General features: G+C 69.2%; 22 protein-coding genes and 1 riboswitch. Of the genes, 14 read left to right on the top strand and 8 right to left on the bottom strand.

What is annotated here, in order from left to right; all coding sequences use genetic code 11:
* Positions 1–113 precede the first annotated feature (113 nt).
* Positions 114–1,613 (bottom strand): long-chain fatty acid--CoA ligase, encoded by a 1,500-nt coding sequence (locus ABZX37_RS31730; RefSeq protein WP_354745775.1) that lies wholly within the window; start codon positions 1,611–1,613, stop codon positions 114–116.
* Between the two features lie 84 nt (positions 1,614–1,697).
* Between ABZX37_RS31730 and ABZX37_RS31725 the strand changes: the two genes are divergently transcribed.
* Positions 1,698–2,360, top strand: a complete 663-nt coding sequence (locus tag ABZX37_RS31725) for a TetR/AcrR family transcriptional regulator (RefSeq protein WP_354745774.1) — start codon at positions 1,698–1,700, stop codon at positions 2,358–2,360.
* Here ABZX37_RS31725 and ABZX37_RS31720 read toward each other — a convergent pair.
* Both ABZX37_RS31720 and ABZX37_RS31715 read right to left on the bottom strand, forming a co-directional pair.
* On the bottom strand, positions 2,347–3,921 hold the full coding sequence (locus ABZX37_RS31720) for a succinic semialdehyde dehydrogenase (RefSeq protein ID WP_354745772.1): 1,575 nt from the start codon (positions 3,919–3,921) through the stop codon (positions 2,347–2,349). The genes ABZX37_RS31725 and ABZX37_RS31720 overlap by 14 nt on opposite strands.
* Before the next feature lie 16 nt (positions 3,922–3,937).
* The gene (locus ABZX37_RS31715) at positions 3,938–5,566 is read right to left on the bottom strand and encodes a GMC family oxidoreductase N-terminal domain-containing protein (RefSeq protein WP_354745770.1); all 1,629 of its coding nucleotides are present in this window, start codon (positions 5,564–5,566) and stop codon (positions 3,938–3,940) included.
* A 161-nt stretch (positions 5,567–5,727) separates the two neighbouring features.
* Between ABZX37_RS31715 and ABZX37_RS31710 the strand changes: the two genes are divergently transcribed.
* The 4 genes from ABZX37_RS31710 (at position 5,728) to ABZX37_RS31695 (ending at position 7,915) form a co-directional block, all read left to right on the top strand.
* Complete coding sequence (locus ABZX37_RS31710) at positions 5,728–5,928, top strand: hypothetical protein (protein WP_354745768.1); 201 nt, start codon at positions 5,728–5,730, stop codon at positions 5,926–5,928.
* Positions 5,929–6,066: 138 nt separating this feature from the next.
* Positions 6,067–6,122: riboswitch (cobalamin riboswitch) on the top strand.
* 56 nt (positions 6,123–6,178) lie between these two features.
* Positions 6,179–6,388, top strand: coding sequence for a CbtB-domain containing protein (locus tag ABZX37_RS31705; RefSeq protein ID WP_043827060.1), 210 nt, complete (start codon positions 6,179–6,181; stop codon positions 6,386–6,388).
* Positions 6,389–6,413: 25 nt separating this feature from the next.
* Complete coding sequence (locus ABZX37_RS31700; RefSeq protein ID WP_354745766.1) at positions 6,414–7,253, top strand: CbtA family protein; 840 nt, start codon at positions 6,414–6,416, stop codon at positions 7,251–7,253.
* Positions 7,250–7,915: a (2Fe-2S)-binding protein gene (locus ABZX37_RS31695; RefSeq protein ID WP_354745764.1), complete on the top strand. Its 666-nt coding sequence runs from the start codon at positions 7,250–7,252 to the stop codon at positions 7,913–7,915. The genes ABZX37_RS31700 and ABZX37_RS31695 overlap by 4 nt, the downstream gene beginning before the upstream one ends.
* A gap of 4 nt (positions 7,916–7,919) precedes the next feature.
* Here the strand turns inward: ABZX37_RS31695 and ABZX37_RS31690 are convergent, their stop codons facing one another.
* On the bottom strand, positions 7,920–8,492 hold the full coding sequence (locus tag ABZX37_RS31690) for a DUF3558 family protein (RefSeq protein ID WP_354745762.1): 573 nt from the start codon (positions 8,490–8,492) through the stop codon (positions 7,920–7,922).
* A 185-nt stretch (positions 8,493–8,677) separates the two neighbouring features.
* On the opposite strand from ABZX37_RS31690, the gene ABZX37_RS31685 reads away from it, so the two are divergent.
* The 5 genes from ABZX37_RS31685 to ABZX37_RS31665 all read left to right on the top strand — a co-directional run bounded on the left by ABZX37_RS31685 (position 8,678) and on the right by ABZX37_RS31665 (position 13,402).
* A complete protein-coding gene (locus tag ABZX37_RS31685) occupies positions 8,678–9,385 on the top strand; it encodes a DinB family protein (protein WP_354745760.1) in 708 nt (235 codons plus the stop codon).
* A 92-nt stretch (positions 9,386–9,477) separates the two neighbouring features.
* Positions 9,478–9,672, top strand: a complete 195-nt coding sequence (locus tag ABZX37_RS31680; protein WP_354745758.1) for a hypothetical protein — start codon at positions 9,478–9,480, stop codon at positions 9,670–9,672.
* A 63-nt stretch (positions 9,673–9,735) separates the two neighbouring features.
* Entirely contained in the window at positions 9,736–10,488 is a 753-nt protein-coding gene (locus ABZX37_RS31675) for a hypothetical protein (RefSeq protein WP_354745756.1), read from the top strand.
* On the top strand, positions 10,473–10,946 hold the full coding sequence (locus ABZX37_RS31670; RefSeq protein WP_354745754.1) for a nuclear transport factor 2 family protein: 474 nt from the start codon (positions 10,473–10,475) through the stop codon (positions 10,944–10,946). The genes ABZX37_RS31675 and ABZX37_RS31670 overlap by 16 nt, the downstream gene beginning before the upstream one ends.
* A gap of 83 nt (positions 10,947–11,029) precedes the next feature.
* Complete coding sequence (locus tag ABZX37_RS31665; RefSeq protein WP_354745752.1) at positions 11,030–13,402, top strand: HAD-IC family P-type ATPase; 2,373 nt, start codon at positions 11,030–11,032, stop codon at positions 13,400–13,402.
* A 109-nt stretch (positions 13,403–13,511) separates the two neighbouring features.
* Here ABZX37_RS31665 and ABZX37_RS31660 read toward each other — a convergent pair whose 3' ends face one another.
* Both ABZX37_RS31660 and ABZX37_RS31655 read right to left on the bottom strand, forming a co-directional pair.
* Positions 13,512–13,781, bottom strand: coding sequence for a DUF1918 domain-containing protein (locus ABZX37_RS31660; protein WP_354745750.1), 270 nt, complete (start codon positions 13,779–13,781; stop codon positions 13,512–13,514).
* Between the two features lie 347 nt (positions 13,782–14,128).
* Positions 14,129–14,668, bottom strand: coding sequence for a MarR family winged helix-turn-helix transcriptional regulator (locus tag ABZX37_RS31655; protein ID WP_354745748.1), 540 nt, complete (start codon positions 14,666–14,668; stop codon positions 14,129–14,131).
* 116 nt (positions 14,669–14,784) lie between these two features.
* Between ABZX37_RS31655 and ABZX37_RS31650 the strand changes: the two genes are divergently transcribed.
* Genes ABZX37_RS31650 through ABZX37_RS31635 form a run of 4 tightly spaced genes read left to right on the top strand, consistent with a single transcriptional unit; the run spans position 14,785 to position 18,424 of the window.
* The gene (locus ABZX37_RS31650) at positions 14,785–15,708 is read left to right on the top strand and encodes an ABC transporter substrate-binding protein (RefSeq protein ID WP_354745746.1); all 924 of its coding nucleotides are present in this window, start codon (positions 14,785–14,787) and stop codon (positions 15,706–15,708) included.
* A 31-nt stretch (positions 15,709–15,739) separates the two neighbouring features.
* Positions 15,740–16,708, top strand: a complete 969-nt coding sequence (locus tag ABZX37_RS31645) for an aldo/keto reductase (protein WP_354745744.1) — start codon at positions 15,740–15,742, stop codon at positions 16,706–16,708.
* Between the two features lie 58 nt (positions 16,709–16,766).
* Positions 16,767–17,660 (top strand): amino acid ABC transporter permease, encoded by an 894-nt coding sequence (locus tag ABZX37_RS31640; protein ID WP_354745742.1) that lies wholly within the window; start codon positions 16,767–16,769, stop codon positions 17,658–17,660.
* Positions 17,657–18,424: an amino acid ABC transporter ATP-binding protein gene (locus ABZX37_RS31635; protein ID WP_354745740.1), complete on the top strand. Its 768-nt coding sequence runs from the start codon at positions 17,657–17,659 to the stop codon at positions 18,422–18,424. The genes ABZX37_RS31640 and ABZX37_RS31635 overlap by 4 nt, the downstream gene beginning before the upstream one ends.
* 28 nt (positions 18,425–18,452) lie before the next feature.
* Here ABZX37_RS31635 and ABZX37_RS31630 read toward each other — a convergent pair whose 3' ends face one another.
* Both ABZX37_RS31630 and ABZX37_RS31625 read right to left on the bottom strand, forming a co-directional pair.
* Positions 18,453–19,190 carry an alpha/beta hydrolase gene (locus ABZX37_RS31630; RefSeq protein WP_354745738.1) on the bottom strand — a complete coding sequence of 246 codons (738 nt, stop codon included), beginning with the start codon at positions 19,188–19,190 and terminating at the stop codon, positions 18,453–18,455.
* On the bottom strand, positions 19,187–19,612 hold the full coding sequence (locus ABZX37_RS31625; RefSeq protein WP_354745736.1) for a nuclear transport factor 2 family protein: 426 nt from the start codon (positions 19,610–19,612) through the stop codon (positions 19,187–19,189). The genes ABZX37_RS31630 and ABZX37_RS31625 overlap by 4 nt, the downstream gene beginning before the upstream one ends.
* Positions 19,613–19,671: the final 59 nt, after the last annotated feature.

Here is a 19,671-nt window from a genome sequence, read left to right as displayed (position 1 = left end):
CTCCTCCCACCCGCGCCCCCCCCCCCTGTTGGGGTGTTAATTCTTCGCCGGCGCCGGGGCGTTGTGGCCACCCCTGTGTTAACATCCCCCCCCTCAGGGTTCCCCTCACGGCCCTACCGGGAGACCGATGCGGCGGAGTCGGTGTAGCGGGCGCGAAGTTCGCGTTTCAGCAGCTTCCCCGTGGCATTGCGAGGAAGCTCGGCGACCACCTCGACTCGGCGGGGACACTTGAACGCGGCGATCCTTTCCCGGCAATAAGCGATCACCGCGTCCCCGTCGAGCGAGCCGTCGGCTGCGACGACCACCGCGATCACGGTTTCTCCCCACTGCGGATCCGGCGCGCCGATCACCGCGACGTCGGCGATGCCCGGATGCCGGTGCAGCACCTGCTCGACCTCGATCGGATAGACATTCTCTCCGCCGGAAATGATCATGTCCTTCTTGCGGTCCACCAAAGTCACGAAGCCGTCCGCGTCGCAGCGGGCGAGGTCGCCGGAATGGAACCAGCCGCCGCGCATGGTTTCGGCGCTCGCTTCGGGCAGGCCCCAGTATCCGGCGAAGACGTTCGGGCCGCGCAGCACCAGTTCGCCGACCGTTCCGGTGGGGACGTCGTCGTCGCGTTCGTCCACGATCCGCGCCTCGACGTGCAGGAAAGGCCGTCCGACGGACCCGGCGTGCGAGCGCACGAACGCCGATTCCAGGACCAGTGCGGCGGGGGAGAGTTCGGTCATCCCGAAACCCTCCACAAAGGTCAGTCCCTTGCCCTCGTAGAACTCGATCACCGGCAGCGGGCACGGCGCGCCGCCGCACAGCAGGTAGCGCAGGCGCGACAGGTCGTAGGCATCGAAGTCCGGGACTTGCGTCATCGCCGCCCACATCGCGGGCACCATGAAATGGACGGTGACCTGCTCCCGCTGGATCAGCGCGAGTGTCTGTTGTGGATCGAACTTGCCCGCGACCACCACGGTGCCGCCCGCGTACAGCAAAGGCAGGGTGAACAGCGCGAGCCCGCCGATGTGGAAGAGCGGGGCGACGGTCAGCGTGCTGTCGGACGGGAGCAGGCCCTCCCCGGAGGTGAGCACGTTGATCGCGTTCGCCTCCAGGTTGCCGTGGGTGAGCATGGCGCCCTTGGGCCGCCCGGTGGTGCCGGACGTGTACATCAGCACCGCGACGTCGTCCGCCCCGGTCGGTTCGGGTTCGACGCGGTCCTCGGTCGTGCCGAGTTCGCTGTTGTCGACCAGCGCCCGGCCGCCGGAGGCTTCCTGCGCGAGCGCGGCGAAGGTGTCGTCGTGCACCACGACCACCGGCCGGGCGTCGTCGAGGAGGTACTCGACTTCGGCCGCCGCGAGCCGGAAATTGATCGGCAGCGTGATCGCGCCGAGCCAGGCGACCGCGAAGAGCGTTTCGAGGTAGCCAGTGGAATTCAGGCCCAGCAAAGCGACCCGGTCGCCCTTGCGCACGCCCAGCTCACGCAGCGCCGCCGCCCGCCGCGCGACCCGCTGTTCGAGCTCGGCGTAGGTGATCCGCTCGCCGGTCTCCGCGGCCACGAGCGCGACCGCCTCCGGGGTGACGGTGCCGCGCCGGGCAATCCACTGCGCCAAGCTCGATGCCATGCCGAGACTCCTTCGTCGCCGGGGACCAGGACGAAGGTAACCGTACGGACGGTCAGTGGTCAAACCTTCGGCTACAGTGGGCCGATGCCACCCAAAGGCCGCGCCGGGGACATCCTGGCGACGTTCACCCGCTACGTCGCCGAACGCGGCTACGACGCCGCGAACTTCTCCGACATCGCCGGCGAGCTGGGGCTGTCGAAGGGCACCATCGTGCACCACTTCGGCACGAAGGACCGGCTGCTCGCCGCGTTGCACGAGTCGTACATGCGCCGCAGGCTCGCCGAGGCCGCGCTGATCCGCGAACGCCTCGCGACGCCGACCCAGCAGCTGGCCGGGCTGCTGTACGCGTTCGTGCTGTACCAGGTGGTGGACCGGGAGGCGACTGTCGCGTTCCAGCGCGAGGTCGTCCGGCTCGCCGACCACGAGGCGATGGCGCAGGGCCGCCGGATGCGCGCGGAATACCTCGACCTGGTGCGAGCGGTGCTGTCCGACGGGGTCGCGTCGGGGGAGTTCCGCTCGTGCGACGTCGAGGTGCGGAGCCTGCTGATCTTCGGCTCGGCGCAATGGGCGTGGACGTGGTTCGACCCGGCCGGCCCGGTGTCGGCCGAGGAGGTGGGCGCGCAGCTGGTCGATTTGGTCCTGGGCGGACTGGTGACGCGGCGGACCCGGCTCAGCGGACTGGCCGAAGCGGACGGAAAGGTGGTCCGGGCAGTGCGTCAGTCCATTGCGGACATCACCGGATCCTGAGCCGCCGCATCATCTTCAGTCCGGAGAGCATTCCTTCCACGTACTTCTCGTACTTCTGTCCCGGCCGCGGGCTCATCACCGGCTTCTTCAGCACTGCCAGGTTCTGCACATCGGTGTACTTCAGCAGCCCCTGGTCCCCGTGCCGGGCACCGACTCCGGACGTCTTCACCCCGCCGGAAGGCGTCCCCTTGGCGGCGTACGCCGTCGCCAGGCTGTCGTTCACGTTGACATTGCCTGTCTCCAGCCGGGCGGCCACCGCGGAAGCCGCGCGAATGTCCTTGCCCCACACCGAAGCGTTCAGCCCGTAGTCGGTGTCATTCGCCAGCTCGACGGCCTCGTCCACCGTCCGGTACCGATGCAGCGCCACGACCGGGCCGAACGTTTCGGTGACCCCGCACAGCATGTCCTTCGTGACGCCTTCCAGAACGGTCGGCTCGAAGAACGCGGGGCCGAGGTCCGGCCGGGGACGCCCGCCGCACAACACGGTGGCTCCCTTGGCGACCGCATCGTCCACATGGGACTTGACCCGGTTCATGTGGTCCACCGAAACCAGCGAACCCATTTCCGGGCCGAAGTCGTAAGCCGCCCGCACATCGAGTGAAGCAGCCTTGGCGGCAAAGGCTTCCTTGAACTCCTCGTAGCGCGACTCCGGCAGGTAGATCCGCTCGATGTGCATGCAGATCTGCCCGGTGTTGCCGAACGCGCCGAACACCGCGCCCGGCACCGCGTCGGCGAAATCGGCGTCCGGCAGCACGATCATCGGGTTCTTGCCGCCGAGTTCGAGGCAGCAGCCGATCAGGTTCCGGCCCGCCTGTTCGCCGATCACCTTGCCGGTGGCGGTGGAGCCGGTGAACATCACGTAGTTGGCCTTGTCGATGAGCGTAGGGCCGACGTCCGGACCCTCGCCGCACACGACCTGGAACAGGCCCTTCGGCAAACCCGCTTCTTCCAGCAGTTGCACGCCGTACAGCGGCGAAAGCGCGGTCTTGTTGTCCGGCTTCAACACGACCGCGTTGCCCGCCATCAGTGCCGGAATGGCGTCGGAAATACCGGTGGCGAAAGGGAAATTCCACGGCGCGATGATTCCGACCACGCCCTTGGGCACCCGGATCTCGGTCGACGACGACACCAGCGGCACCGGTCCGCCGCGCCGTGTCGGAGCGAGCAATTTGGGCGCCCGGCGCAGGTAATGGCTCATGATCATCGGCGGATCGCACGTTTCCTCGATCGCCATCCGCCGGTTCTTGCCGCTTTCGACCTGGATCAGGTCGGCGATCGTCCGCGCGCGGTCGATGAAGAGCGAATGCGCCCGCTGGAACACCGCGAGCCGCTGCTTGAGCGGCGTCGCGGCCCATTTCGCCTGCGCCGCCCGCGCGGTGGAGAACGCCTGCTCGATGTCGGCGGGCGTCGACTGCGGCAGCTCCACCAGGACGTCGCCGGTGTAGACCTCGGTGAGCGGCCACACCGCGCCGCCCGAACCCGGCACGCGCGCGACGAGCCGCCGGAGGAACTCGTCGGTCGCCGAGGCCGGACGAGTGGGCCGGACCGGGGTGACGGTCATGGTCTTCCGCTCCTTCTCAGTTGCCGGAAAGAACCAGCTGCGCGCCCATTTCGCCGATCATGATGCAGGGCGCGTTGGTGTTGCCGCCGGTGATCGACGGCATGATCGAGGCGTCGCAGACCCGGAGCCCGTCCACGCCGCGCACCTTGAGGTCCGGCCCGACGACGGCGAGGTCGTCCACGCCCATCCGGCAGGTGCCGACGCCGTGGTACACCGACGTCGCGCGGTTGAGGATCGCGTCGCGCAGTTCCTGGCCGCGCACCTGCTTGCCCGGGTGGATCTCCTCGTTGATCGAGCCCTTGAACGCCTTCGACGCGAAGATCTCGCGCACCATCTCGGACCCCTCGCCGAGGACTTCGAGGTCAGCCGGGTCGGAGAGGTACTGGGGGTCGATGAGCGGCGTCGCGGCCGGGTCCGCCGAAGCGAGCCGGATCGTGCCGCGGCTCTTCGGGTAGATCAGCGTGGTGAGGACGGTCAGCGCCGGCCGCTTGTCGACCGGATGCCGGATCGGCGCGTCCTGGTTCGGCGACACGTACGCCCACGGCAGCAGGTGCAGCTGCAGGTCCGGCACCGTGGTGGCCTGCGACGTCTTGAGGAACGCGAGCGCCTCGAACACCGAGTTCGCCAGGAACGTCGAACCCGGCTTGAGCAGCTCGCGGGCCATCCCGCGGGCGAAATACGGCGCGGTGCCCTTGTTCTTGCACGACGACACCTGGAACGTCAGCGCGTGGAACATGTGGTCGTGCAGGTTGTCGCCGACCGGCAGATCCGCGAGCACGTCGATGCCGTGCTCCTTGAGGTGCTCGGCGTGCCCGATCCCGGACAGCATCAGCAGCTGCGGCGACCCGACGAACCCGGCGGCGAGGATGACCTCCTTGCCCGCGCGGATCGTACGGTGCTTGCCGCCCGCGTCGGTCACCTCGACGCCGGTCGCCCGGCCGTTCTCGATCACCACTTTCCGCACGAACACGCGGGACTGGATCTCGAGCGTCCGGGGCGCGAGATGGTGCAGGTAACCGCGCGAGGCGCTGTAGCGCAGGCCGTCGGCAGCGTTCTGCTGCATCCGGCTGACGCCCTCCTGCGATTCGCCGTTGTAGTCGTCGATGATGTCGCAGCCGATCGCGTCGGCCGTCGCGTCGAGGAACTTCAGCGTGCCTTCCTGCGGGATCTTGTTGCGGGTGATCTTGATCGGCCCGCCCGCGCCGCGGAAGGCGTTCTCGCCGTCCTCGAAGTCCTCCATGCGCTTGTACGCGGCGTTGACGCCGTCGGCGTCCCAGCCGGTGTTGCCCTCCGCCGCCCAGGAGTCGAAATTCGCCCGGTTGCCGCGGACGTAGACCATCCCGTTGACCGAACTGGAGCCGCCGAGCACCTTCCCGCGCGGCACCGGCATCCGCCGATCGAGAACATGTTTCTGTGGGACGGAGTAGAACCCCCAGTCGCTCGTCTTCTTCAACTGGGGCACCGCGTGCAGCGGGGCGACCAGCCCCGGCTTGCGCAACAGCAGCTGCTCGTCGCTCTTGCCCGCCTCAAGCACGATCACGCTGGCCCCGGACTCCGCGAGCCGTCCCGCGACGGCAGCTCCCGAGCTGCCCGACCCGACGACCACGTAGTCGGCTTCGTTGCTCCGGGCCACCCTGGCTGCCATGTCCGCTCCTCGTCCCGCGCACCGCCGAAACTATAACCTGTTCTAGTTCAGGCACGGTATAGCTTTCCCGCTCGCCGCGCAACGCTTCGCGCGCCGACGGGGCGACGACGCTCGATCTGCGGGGGCTGCATCTGACGGAGGTCGGCGGTCTCGAGAAGCTGGTGCTCGACGAGAACTTCCCGCGAGCGCTGCCGGAGCGGACCCGGGCGATGACCGGCCTCCGGATTCTCGAGGCGGACGGGAACCGGCTCGCCGTAGGAGATCCGTCGCTGCTGCGAGAAGCCCGGCGCGACTGCCGAATGACCCGCACCGCAAGCGCGTTCTGGCCGGAGCACCTGGCCTTCTACCGCAACCCCGCGTGAGCGGCCCTGCTCCGTTCGGTGCGACCCCGCGCACACCGGCTGGGCGAACCAGGCGATAAGCGACACGTCGGACCCCCGGGCGATTGACGACCGCCCGGACACCGCCGTAGCGTGCTGCTCGCGCGACGGCTTCCCGAAGCCGGTGAGATTCCGGCACGGTCGCGCCACTGTGTGCCCATCCCGGGCGAGTCAGGTCGAGGAGCCGTCGTCGGATCCACCCGCAAGGGACGCGTCATCCCGAAGGAGAGCCATGGCCACCATTCCGGCCGACCGGTCCACCCCGGTCGTCTTGCCCGTGTCGAAAGCCGCTTTGCTGCTTGGCGCGACCGTCGTCGGCGCGCTGCTGCTGTACTACTTCATCGGCGTCGACCAGGGTGCGGTCTCGATCTTCGGCAGCGACACGCACGTGCACGAGTTCGTCCACGACGCGCGGCACTTCCTCGGCTTCCCCTGCCACTGACGCGCCCGGAACGGACAACCGAACAATGCAGAACAAGCTGATTCTGCGCGGCCTCCTCGCCGGAGCGCTGGGCGGATTGCTGGCGTTCGTCTTCGCGCGGATCTTCGCCGAACCGCTGACCCAGGCGGCCATCGACTACGAATCCGGTCGCGACGAGGCGCAGATGGCGCTCGACAAGGCCGCCGGGATGGCGAGCGAACACGAGGGCCACGAGATTTTCAGCCGGGCCGTGCAGGGCAATCTCGGCATCGGGCTCGGCATGGTGCTCTTCGGAGTGGCGATGGGCCTGCTGTTCGCGGTGACCTACACCGTGCTGCTGGGCCGCGTCGGCCGGATCCGCGCGCGGGTGCTGGCGGTGCTCGTGGCCGGGGCGGGGTTCCTTGCGCTGTACCTCGTGCCGTTCCTGAAATACCCGGCCAACCCGCCGGCGGTCGGCCACGAGGCCACCATCGGCGCGCGCACCGGGCTGTACCTGACCATGGTCGTCGCGTCGGTGGTCTTCCTGGTCGCGGCTGTCGTCGTGGGCAAACGGCTCGCGCCGCGGCTGGGCAACTGGAACGCGACGCTCGTCGCGGGCGCCGGGTTCGTGGTGCTGTCCGCGCTCCTGATGGCACTGCTGCCGTCGCTGGGGTCGCTGGCCAGCAACGTCGCCGAGTACGGCCCGCAGACCAGCGAAACCCCGCTTCCGCTCAAGGGCCCCGACGGCCAGATCGTGTACCCCGGATTCCCCGCCGACACACTCGTCGGATTCCGGCTCTACTCGGTGCTGGCGCAGGTCATCCTGTGGGCGACCATCGCGCTCGTGTTCGGCCCGCTCGCCGAACGCGTGCTGGACCGCGGGCGCGCGGTTACCGTCGAGGCGTGAACCCGCTGACCGGACTGGGCCCGTTCTTCGCCGTCGACACGCATTCGGCCGAGGAACCCGCCGAGCCGTGGCGTCCGCTGTCCGAAGTCCTCGATGACGGCCCGGTGCTGCGGAGGCGAATCGCGCAGAACCGGGCTGTACTCGGTGGTGATTTCGTGGAATTGCGGGTCGCGGCGTCGATCGCGCATCTCGGGCTGGCCGCGCGGCTCCTCTCGCCTGCGCTGGGCCTCGCTGTCGGGGAGGGAGCGGTTCCGGACTACTCGACGGCTTGGTGGCAGCCGAAGCTCGGCGGTGCTTTTCCGTTGTCCTTGACGGAGAATCTGCCGGTTGCGTCCGATGTGGTCAATGCCTTCGCGGAACGGGTGCTGCGCGGTCCGTTGGCACGGTTGGACAAGGCGATGGCGCAGTTCTCGCTGGCGGAGAACGTCCGGCGGGGGAATGTGGCGTCGGCGCTGAACGGGGCGGTGACGGTCTTGCGGTCCGAGCGTCCAGAGTGGACTGGCCGGGTCGTCGAAATCGTTGCCGCGCTAGAGGAGCTGCCGGAGCTGGCTGGTACCGCGACTCGGGAGAACGGTCGGTTTCGGCGTCGCAGCTGCTGTCTGTTTTATCGGGCGACGCCGGATCGTGACGGTCCGAAGTGCGGGGACTGCGTGCTGGTTTGACCGGTCAGGGTGCGCGGTTGGCTTGGTAGGCGACCATGATTCCGGCGAATCGGTCGGCTTCGTAGCAAGGGTCCCCGTACGCCTCCAGCTTGGGATCGGTGGCCGTGACGGTGACGTTGAGCAGCGTGTCGTCGGCGACGCCGGTTTCGACGGTGCAGTGGCCGTCGTGGTCGTCTCGGTGGACGCCGGGGTAGCTGTGGACGAAGACCGGGGCGAAGTTCGCCACCGCGGCTCGGCGGTGGTACAGCGCTTCAATCCCGCCTGAGGTGGTGTCGACAGAAGCGACGTACGTCAGGGCCTTCGTGTCGTGGGGGATCCAGGTGCAGGTGGTTTTCCCCGCGGCGGGGGAGGCGGTTCCCTGGTTGCTGACAAAGAACATGGTCAGCTGGTGAGAGGTCATCAGGTCGCAGGGCTTGGTGGTGAACTGCGTGAGATCCAGCGGGGCGTCGGGCAGCGGCGGCGACAGGCGCGGCGGTGGCGGCGGCGCGGACGAGCAGCCTGCGACGCCGAGGAGGAGCGCGAGCAGCAAGCCCGTACGGCGACTGCCGCCGGGAGGCACGATTTTGTTCGGCGCCACGGAATTGAGCATAGCCGCATTTCGGTGCCCTCGGTTTCCGGCCGAAAGGCAGTGAAAGACCGTTTTGTGCGGCCGAATACCGAAATCTTCCCGGGTGGTTTCCCGGCGCGGCGATCGGCCGGGAGGACCGTCCCGCACGCCGGGGGCGGCCGGTTTTGTCGGTGCCCGGACCTAGGATGCGGAGCATGAAACGGTATGTCGACGAGGACCTGCACGGTGCGGAGTTCCGCGAGTGCGATCTGACGGGGGCGCGCCTGATCGGCGTCGTCATGCAGGACACCGTGATCGACGGGCTTGTCTCCAACCTCGTGGTGAACGGGGTCGAGGTCGGCGAGTACGTCGAGGCGGAGCTGGACCGGCGGCATCCGGTGCGGGTGCTGATCCGCTCCGAGGACCCCGCCGATCTGCGCGAGGCGGCGCGTCAGCTCCGCGAAGGCTGGGCCGCCACGGTCGAGGGGATCCGCCGTACTCCTGGCATCGAGGGCCGCAGCGTGAACGACGAGTGGTCGGCGGCGCAGACGATGCGCCACCTGGTCTTCGTCCACGATTCGTGGTTCCGCCGCTGCTGCCTGGGCTCGACGGAGCTGTTCACGCCGATGGGCATCGGACCGGATGTCGAGCCCTACCGCGAAGCGCACGGCCTGGACCGCTCGCTCGACCCGTCGCTCGACGAGATCGTGCGCGTGCGCGACGCACAAGCCGCCGAGCTTGAGGCCTGGCTCGACGAGGTCACCGCGGCACAGCTCGCGGCGCCGGCACCGGTGCCCGAAGACGATGTCTGGCCGCCGTACGCCCGGGGCCGTTCGGTGCGGCAGTGCCTCCGCACGGTGCTCAACGAGACCTTCGAGCACCACGGCTTCTGCGTCCGCGACCTCGACCTGATCGAGGCATAGGGCTTGATCTCAGGCTCGCCGAGACGGCCAGTGGACCTGCGATCGAGATCTGCGCGGGGAACACTGGCGAAGGAGAGCGTCGGGAGGTTGCCATGCGGAGGAACTATTGGACCTACAGCGCCGGGCTGCTCGTCGCGTGGGCGCTGGTCTTCCTGCTCACCGGCCTGCTTCGCGGCGGACACGAGGTGCAGGTCGTGCTGCCGGTGTTCGGCGGGTTCTGCATCGGCTGGGTGAGCACCACCATCGCGCGGTATGTGTACCCGCCGCCGAAGCAGTGGCTGAGCTGACCCCGTCCCGGTCGCCGAGACGATCGCCGCCACCGCCGCGCCGTTGTTCGTAGGCTCGGCCCGGTGTTGTCCGAACGAGCGTTCTTCTCCTTCGTCGCACTGGCCGACCCTTCGCGGAAACGCGAGTACAACGAGTGGCACCAGCTTGACCACCTGCCGGAGAACCTGCGCCTCCCCGGCGTCGCGCACGGCGACCGCTGGGCCTGGACCGGCGACGGCACGGCGAGCCCGGAGCTGGCCGGCGTCGACTACGTCGCGATGTACTGGTTCCGCCCGCCGTACGAGCAAAGCGTGGCCGAATGGCGCAAACTCGGCGAAGACTCGTTCCAGTGGGGCCGCGGACCGCTGATTCCGGGCGTGCGGCGGCCGTTGCTGGGGTTCTTCACGCCGGTGCTCGGCTACGTCGCGCCGCGCGTCCGGCTGTCCGCGGACGCGCTGCCGTTCCGGCCGAACCGCGGACTGCACGTCACGGTCACCGAACTGGCCGAACCGCACAGCGGCGAGGCGCACGCGCAGTTCGCGTGGCAGGACCGGACGCGCATTCCCGACCTGCTGGCCTGTCCGGGCGTCGCCGGAGCCTGGACGTTCTCCTTCCTTGGCAGGCAGCAGCATTCGACGCTGAACATCGGCTCCGCGGAGGAACGCGCGCCGGGTTCGCTGCGGATCCGGCTGCTGTACCTGGACGAGGATCCGGTCGAGGTGAGCCGTGAAATCGCCGAGCGGGAACATCACTGGGAACCCGCGCCGCATCCCGAGGCCGAGCGGGTGCTGCTGTCCGGACCGGTCCGGACGATCGTGCCTTGGCAGGACTGGTGATCCCCGTCGAGGAGTGGGCCGCGCTGCACGATCTCGTGCACCGTTACGCCGCCCGCGTCGACGAGCGCGATTTCGCCGGGGTCGCCCAGCTGTTCGGCGACGACGGGGTGCTCATGCTGCCGGATCCGCCTCGCGAGTTCGGCCCGGTCCACGAGCATCGTGGTCCCGAAGCCGTCGCAGCGGCCTTGTCGGTGCTGGACGACGTGCCGCTGACCGCGCACGGCGTCACTGGCACAGTCTTCGATCCCGACGCCGATCCTGCGACCGCACGCGGACGGATCACCTGCGTTGCCCACCACGTGACCCCGCGCGACGGACGCTTCGCCGACGCCGTGTGGCATCTGCACTACCTCGACCGCTACACCAAGACCGGTGGCGGATGGCGGTTCGCGCGCCGTGAGGTGCACCTCGATCTGATCGGAACGAGGGAGGTCCGCGCGTCCCGTCTCGGGCGGTGACCTGCGCCGAGTCACCCGAACGGGCGGACCCGCCGGGGCGGCGACGTGACGGGTTTGCCCGGAAACTGCGTAAGGTCGAACCCATGCCAGGGGACGACGGCCTGCTCACGCAGGACAGCACGCGCGGGCTCACCGCGGCCGAGGTGGCCGAGCGGGTCGCCGCGGGACGGACCAACGACGTGCCCTCGCGCACGAGCCGCAGCGCGTGGGAGATCGTCCGGTCGAATGTCTTCACCCGGATCAACGCGATCTTCGCGGTGCTCGCGGTCATCATCTTCTCCACCGGCTACCTGCTGGACGGGCTGTTCGCCGGGGTGATCGTGGCGAACAGCGTCGTCGGCATCGTGCAGGAGCTGCGCGCCAAGCGGACGCTGGACCGGCTCGCGATCGTCGGCCAGGTGCGCCCGCGCGTGCGCCGCGACGGGACGAGCAGCGAGCTGGCCCCGGAAGAGGTCGTCGCCGACGACGTGATCGAGATCGGCGCGGGCGACCAGGTCGTGGTCGACGGCGAGGTGCTGTCCGCCGATGCGCTGGAGGTCGACGAATCGCTGCTCACCGGCGAATCGGACCCGGTGGTGAAGCGCGCGGGCGACCCGATCATGTCCGGCAGTTTCGTGGTGGCCGGGAACGGCGCGTACCGGGCGACGAAGGTCGGCTCGGAGGCGTACGCGGCGAAGCTGGCAGAGGAGGCGGGCCGGTTCACGCTGGTCGATTCGGAGCTGCGGAACGGGATCAACAAGATCCTGAAGGTCATCACGTACCTGCTGGTCCCGGCCGGCGCGCTGTCGATCTACAACCAGCTTTCCGGTTCGCAGAAGCTGCCCGACGCGCTGCGCGGGATGGTCGCGGCGCTCGTCCCGATGGTCCCCGAAGGCCTGATCCTGCTGACGTCGGTCGCGTTCGCGGTCGGCGTGATCCGGCTGGGGCGCAGGCAATGCCTGGTCAACGAGCTGCCCGCGATCGAGGGCCTGGCCCGCGTGGATGTCGTCTGCGCGGACAAGACCGGCACGCTCACCGAGAACACCATGCGGCTGGCCGAGCTGCGGCGGCTGCACGAGGCGGGCGAGGCACCGAAGACGGTGCTGGCCGCGCTCGCCGCCGCCGATCCGCGCCCGAATGCCAGCCTGGTCGCGATCGCGGAGGGCTGCCCGGCCGCGCCGGACTGGACGCCGACCGCGGTGGTGCCGTTCTCGTCGGCGCGGAAGTGGAGCGGCGCGGCCTTCGGCGAGCACGGCGACTGGGTGCTCGGCGCGCCGGACGTGCTGCTGCCCGCCGAGTCGGAGGAGCGCGCGGAAGCCGAACGGATCGGCGCGCAGGGACTGCGGGTGCTGCTGCTCGGCCGGGCGGCGAACGCCGTGGACGCGCCGGCCGGGCCGGGCGAGGTCACGCCGGTGGCGCTGGCCGTGCTGGAACAGAAAATCCGCGGCGACGCCCGCGAGACGCTGGACTATTTCGCCGCCCAAGGCGTTGCGGTGAAACTGATTTCGGGCGACAACGCGGTGTCGGTCGGCGGTGTGGCCCGTGCGCTGGCGCTGCCCGGCGGCGAGGCCCCGGTCGACGCGCGAACGCTGTCCGAAGACCCCGGCAAGCTGGCTGAGGAGCTGGAAGGCACCGCCGTGTTCGGCCGCGCGACGCCCGCGCAGAAACGGGCGATGGTCGCGGCGCTGCAGGCTCGCGGACACACCGTCGCGATGACCGGCGACGGCGTCAACGACGTCCTCGCCTTGAAGGACTCCGACGTCGGCGTCGCGATGGGCGCGGGCAGCCCGGCGACCCGGTCGGTCGCGCAGATCGTGTTGCTGGACAACGCTTTCGCGACCCTGCCGTACGTCGTGGGCGAAGGCCGCCGGGTGATCGGCAACATCGAACGCGTCGCGAACCTGTTCCTCACCAAGACCGTGTACTCGGTGCTGCTGGCGCTGATCGTCGGCGTGCCCGGCCTGATCGGCCAGGACGCGATGCCGTACCCGTTCCTGCCCCGGCACGTCACGATCGTCGGCTGGTTCACCATCGGCCTGCCCGCCTTCGTGCTGTCGCTCGCCCCCAACAACGACCGCGCGCGCAGCGGCTTCGTCGGCCGAGTGCTGCGGATGGCGATCCCGGCCGGGGTGGTGATCGGGGCCGCGTCGTTCGTCGCGTACATCCTGGTCCATCCCGGCAACGCGACCACCCATGCCGAGCAGGTCCAGGCGAGCACCACGGCGCTGATGACGTTGATGGCACTGGCATTGTGGGTGCTGGCGGTCGTCGCGCGGCCCTACACCTGGTGGAAGGCCGCGCTGGTGGCGACGATGGCGGTGGTTTCGGCGCTGATGTTCCTGCTGCCGTGGACGCGCGAGACTTTCGAGCTCGACCCGAGCAACACCGGCTACACGCTGACGGCAGTGTGTTGTGCCGCGGCGGGAGTGGTGCTGATCGAGATCGGGCGCTGGATCGGGAACCGGATCGGGAAATAGCCTCATCGCGGAACGGGAGGTTCGCGGCGGTTGCCACCCGAGGGCCGTGAGGGGAACCCTGAGGGACTCTGATTCCCTCAGGGTTCCCCTCACGGACGGTCCGGGCGGGCTACGCTTCGGTCGTGAGATGCAGCTGAAGAGCGTTGAGCCTCTCGGCCCGCTCCCGGTCGTGGGCGTCCTGGGCGGCCAGCTCGGCGTCGGTCAGCACGATCGCGTCCGGCCCCGGGAAGACAGTCGACTCGTGGTCCGCGCCGAGCCAGCGGACGGTGAACGGCGGGTCCCCGTCCGGCGACCCCACAGCCACGATGCGGCCCCGGTGCTCCGGCACGTCCACGTGGATTCCCTTCACGACCAGCCAATCTCCGCGCTGTGCGTGCATGGTTCCTCCTCTGGCGGATGACGACGCCCGGAGCGATACCTCGCCGCGCCGGGCGCGAAACCTCGAAGTAGTCCGATCAGGGGTAAGCAAGTGACTTTTCGTGTTCCGCGCGGCGGCAGCGGGCGGAAGGACGCCGCGAACTGGCCTCGCTTGTCGACGGCCTGGCAGGCCTGTCGTACTGCGGGGAAGTGGTTGACCAGCGGACGCACGCCCTGCACACGGGCTGCTTCCGCTGGTGCCGACGACGAACTGTTGCTGGCGGCGGTCCCGCACGACATCGGACGCACGGAGCCCATGCGGGCGCAGTATCCGGAGTTTGCCGCTCGAGTAGGCGCGGAGTCAGATGCTCACGCCCGCCGCTGGACGTCCTGAGTCTGCATCAGCTTCGTCAGCAACCCCACCAGTTGCCCCCGCTCCTCAGCCGTCAGCGTCGCCGCCCAATGCTGTTCCCCCGCGTTGTACGCCGCGAAGCACCGCGCGAACGTCTCCTGCCCCTCGGGCGTCAGATGCAGCAGCACCGTCCGCCGGTCCTCTTGCGACGGCTCCTTCCCGACCAACCCGTTCGCGGCCAGGTTCTCCACCGCGGCCGACACCGCCGCCCGGCTCATCCCCGACAGCGCCGCCACTCTGCGCAACTCCAGCGGGCCGGAAGCCGACAGCACCAGCAGCAGCCGCAAACCGGTGCTGCTCAGCTGAGCCGATTCGTTCAGTCTGATCTCGCCGAGCCGGGCGTGCAGGTCGTAGGACAGCAGGTCGGTGGCCCGGTGCAGGGTCATCACCAGCCGCATCGCGTCCGGGTCGACCTCGGGCAGGGTTTCGCTCACCGAGCGGACCGCGTGGTCGACAAAGGTCCAGTAATCCGGTTCGGCGGCTTCGGGCTCCCTCACGCCTCTCGATCTTGCCAGGTTCCGCGAGATTGTCAAAGGTTGAACGTCAAAGCCTTGACAATGTTCGGGACCGGCTTCTAGCGTTCCCGGCGTCCGAGAGAGCAATGGAGGTCTCGATGCGACACCGAACCCGAGGGCGCGTTGCCGCCGCCGTGTGTGCGGCGCTCGTGGCGTTGAGCGGTTGCGCCGCTCCGCAGGAGCCCGCGCCGGAAGGCGTGCCGAAGAAAGGGGCCGGGGCGGAGGCGGCGGTCCAGGCCGACGCCGGGCTCAGTGCGCTCGTGCCGCAGCGGTACCGGGACAAGAAAACGATCACCGTCGCTACCAGTGCGAGCGTCCCGCCGCTCGCGTTTGTCAACAGCGGCAACAACAACGAGATCACCGGCGTGGTCGTCGACCTGACGAAGGCGTGGACCGCGCTGCTCGGCCTGGACGTGCAGGTGGTGCGCACCGAGGGCGGCAACGTCATGCCGGGTGTCCTTTCCGGACGGTTCGACGCCGTGATGTCGGTGGGGGACTTCAAATCCCGGCAACCCACGATGGACTTCGTCGACTTCCTGCGCGGCGGCACCGCGCTGATGGTCCGTTCCGGGAACCCGCACGGCGTCAAGGGAATCGACGATCTGTGCGGCCGTTCGCTGGCCATCGGGCGCGGGTCGATCGAGGAGACCGACGCGCAGCGGGTCAGCAAGGAATGCGTCGGCAGCGGCAAGCCCGCGGTGAACATCAACGCGTTCGCCGACGGGCAGGCGATGGTGCTGGCCCTGCAGAGCGACCGCGTCGAGACCGCGTGGAACGACATCGCGCCGGCGAACTACCTGATCAAGCAGAACCCCGGCCAGTTCGAGCTGACCGGCGACGGCGTGCACTGGCTCGCGCCGTACGCGGCCGGGTTCCGCAAGGACGACACGCAGTTGCGCGACGCCGCGCAGCGTGCGCTGCAGAAGCTCGTCGAGGACGGCACCTACCGCAAGATCCTCGACGAATGGGGACAGGGCTCGATCGCCGTCGACCGGGTCGCGGTCAACGGTTCCCAGTTCTGAGCCGCCCGGTCCAACGAAGAAGGAGAAACACATGGACTACCGCCGCATCGGCCGCGAGGGGCCCACGGTTTCCGCGCTGTCGCTCGGGTCGTGGAACACCTACAGCCGGATGACGTTCGAAGCGGGCGTCGCGCTCGTCCGGCGCGCGTTCGACCTCGGCATCGATTTCCTCGACGTCGCTTACTACCGCGACAAACCGCACACCGAGGTCCTGCTCGGCCGGATCCTCGACGTCGTCGGGAAACCTCGCGAGGAATACGCGATCGCCGAAAAGGTCTGGTATTTCGACTATCCGCGGCAGCCGCTCGCCGAACAGCTCGACGAATCGCTGGTCCGGCTCGGCACCGATTACGTCGACGTCATCATCACCGAGCACCCGCGGCCCGGGATGGACGTCGCGGCGATCACCGAGGAACTCGCCGGACTCGTCACCAGCGGCCGTGCCCGCAGCTGGGGCGCGCTGAACTGGTCGGCCGCCGACCTCCGCACCGCCTATGACCACGCTGCGGCGCAAGGAATTCCGACCCCGCAGCTGGTTCAGCTCAAGTACAGTGTCGCGCGCAGGTCCGTTGTGGACAGTGCGGAGTACCGGAAGCTGTTCGCCGACACCGGGATCTCGCTGCACGCCTCCGACACCATGGAGGGCGGAATCCTCGCCGGAAAGCTCGACTCCGAACGCAAGATCGGCATCGACACCGGCGGCATCCGCGAGCGCATCAAGGAACTCGTGCCTCGCTTGACGGAGATCGCGGCCTCGTTCGACGCGAGCCCGTCGCAGCTCGCGCTCGCGTTCTGCCTGGCGCAGCCGGCGACGGCGTCGGTGCTGTTCGGTTCCACCCGGATCGCGCAGATCGAGGACAACGTCCGCGCGGTCGAGCTGGCGGGCACCCGCGGCGCGGAGATCGTGGCCGCGCTGGCGGGTCTCGGCGTGGCGGGGCACGAGAACGACGCGCCCTATCCGCACACCGAACGGACGCTCGGCGAGTTCGTCACCGTCTGACCCGCTCGGCGGCCGTCCCCGCGACGGCCGCCGTCCGGGCCGCTCTGAAGGAGCCCTGATGTCGACCCCCACCTCCACCCGCGCGCCCGTCGAGGCTCCGGCGAGCGTCCGGTTCGCCCGGCGACGGCAGCCGGCGCGCTGGCTCACCGCGGGCGTCGCGCTCGTGCTGGCCGCGATGTTCGCGCACTTCCTGATCACCAACCCGCGCTGGGACTGGCGTCTCGTCGGCGGGTACCTGTTCTCGGCCGACATCCTGCGCGGCCTGCTGAACACGGTGCTGCTGACCCTGATCAGCAGCGCGGCCGGGCTCGTAGTGGGCGTGGTCGTCGCGCTGATGCGGCTGTCCGACGACCCGGTGCTGCGCTGGGTCGCGACCGCCTACATCTGGTTCATCCGCGCCATCCCGGCGCTGGTGCTGCTCCTGCTGATCTTCTTTCTGGGCGCCCTGCTGCCGAAGCTGTCGCTCGGCATCCCGTTCGGCCCGGAGTTCCTCAGCGTGCCGACGAACCGGCTGATCTCGCAGTTCTCCGCCGCGGTCGTCGGGCTCGCGCTGGTGCTCGGCGCGTACAGCGCGGAGATCTTCCGCGCCGGGATCCTGTCGGTGCCCGCCGGGCAGCTGGAAGCCGCGACCGCGCTCGCGATGCCGCGGCGGCAACGATTGCGCAGAGTCGTTCTGCCGCAGGCGATCCGCGTGATCATCCCGCCGCTGAGCAACGAGCTCGTGACCATGTTCAAGAACACCTCGCTGGTGTCGGTGGTCGGCTACACCGAGTTGCTCACCACCGTGCAGCTCATCTACGGCCGCACCTACCAGACCATTCCGCTGCTGCTGGTCGCCTGCCTGTGGTACCTCGTGCTGACCAGCCTCGCGATGATCGGCCAGCGCTACCTCGAACGCCGTTTCGGCCGCGGGTTCACCGCGGGCCGCCCGGGCAAGGAGTACTCGCGATGACGTTCCTGCGGCTGTCCGGCGTGCGCAAGAGCTTCGGCCCGCTCGAAGTGCTGCGCGGCGTGGACCTCGACGTCGGCCAGGGCGAGGTGGTGTGCCTGATCGGGCCGTCCGGTTCAGGCAAGAGCACACTGCTGCGCTGTGTGAACCATCTGGAAACGCTGGACGGCGGCGAGATCCGGCTCGAAGACGAGCTGATCGGCTACACGCGCAAAGGCGACACGTACTACCCGCTCAGCGATCGTGCGGCGGCCCGGCAGCGGCGTCGGTTCGGGATGGTGTTTCAGGGCTTCCATTTGTTCCCGCACCTCACTGTGCTGGAAAACGTCGTCGAAGCGCCCACGCGGGTACTGCGCCGGTCTCGTGGCGAGTGCACTGAGCAGGCGCACGAGTTGCTCGCGTCCGTCGGGTTGGCCGAGAAGCACGCGGCGTATCCGCGCGAGTTGTCCGGCGGACAGCAGCAGCGGGTCGCGATCGCGCGGGCGCTGGCGATGGAGCCGGACGTGATGCTGTTCGACGAGCCGACGTCGGCGCTCGACCCGGAACTGGTCGGCGAGGTCCTCGGCGTGATGCGGCGGCTCGCGGAGCGGACGATGACGATGATCGTGGTGACGCACGAGATCGGCTTCGCGCGGCAAGTGTCGGACCGCGTGGCGGTGATGGACGGCGGGACGATCGTGGAGCTGGGCACGCCGGCGGAGGTGCTGGGCGCGCCGAAACACCGGACGACCCAAGCGTTTGTGCGGTCGCTGGGGGAGCGGGGCTGAGGGAGGGCCGGGCAGGCCCTCCCTCGCGCTAGCCGCCCAGACGGGCCAGGAACTCGTCGTTGAACCGCTGCCCGATCCGCTGCACCGCGTGCGGACTGCCCGGGAACAGCACCCGCTTGGCGGACAACCCTTCCGCCAGGGCATCAGCGACATCCTCGAACCCCGGGGTGCCGCCGCCGGTCACGACCAGCTTCGGAAAGGACGTGCGGGCCAGCGCTTCCACCGACACACCTGTCTCCCACGGCCGTTCCGTCATCAGGTTGCGGGCAGCCTCCAGCAACGGCGGCGGAAGCGGCGACGGCAACGGCAGATCGACGTTCAGCACCCGAAGAAACCCAGCCACGAACGTCGCCGGGTCGCTGTCCGCGGTATCAGCCCAGTAGTCGCGGAGGGCAACCGCGAGCCGGTCAGCAGCAGGACGGCCGGAGCCGTTCGGCAGGGCGGGCGGCTCGACCACAGTGAGCGACCAGACCTTGTCCGGCGCGAGAGCCGCGGCGCGCATGGCGACCACGCCGCCCATTGACGTGCCGAGCAGGTGAGCGCCGTCGCCGAGGAGTTCGGCTACGTCGGCGGCGTCCCGGTCGGGATCGATGCGGTTGGTCGGCGGGCTGGGCCGGTATCCCCTGCGGTACGGGGCGATGATCCGGAACCGGTCGGCGAGCGCCTTCTGCTCGCCGAACGCGGTGGCGGCCGAGCTCAGGCTGCCGTGCACCATGACGATCGGCGGGCCGGATTCTCCCCACCGTTCGACGGCCAGGTCCGTCATCGCGCGGCCGCCTCGGCGCGGGCGAAGACACCGCGGTCGATGTCCAGGCGGCGGGACTCGAAGCGCCAGCCGTCGGCGGTGCGGACCGCGACGTCCTGGTAGACGCCGGTGGCGATGATGAACGGCGGCGCTTCTACCTGCAGTTTGGTGACCAGGCAGGTCACTGTCGCGCGGTCGGTGTCGCCGGTGACGACGTAGTTCGTCAGGAGGTGGCGGGCGCCGTCTTCTTTGCCGGCGGCGATGTGGCCTTGGATGAACTCGGTCCGTTCGGCGCGGCCGGTGAAGGTGCCATAGGTGGAAATGAACTGTCCGTCCGGGACCCAGGCATCGACCCAACCGTCGACGTCGTGGTTGTCGAGGGCGCGCATTTGGGTGTTCGAAAGCTCGACGATCGCGAGTTTGTCCTCAATGGATAGTGGCATGACGGCGGGTCTCCTCAGGCGGTGCGGAGTTGCGATGCGCAGAAGTCTGCGCAGCCCGC

This window comes from Amycolatopsis sp. NPDC004079 (assembly GCF_040610415.1).
Classification (GTDB): Bacteria; Actinomycetota; Actinomycetes; order Mycobacteriales; family Pseudonocardiaceae; genus Amycolatopsis; species Amycolatopsis halotolerans.
Note: the sequence above shows the minus strand (reverse complement) of the source record. Positions and strands in the feature narration are given on the sequence as shown.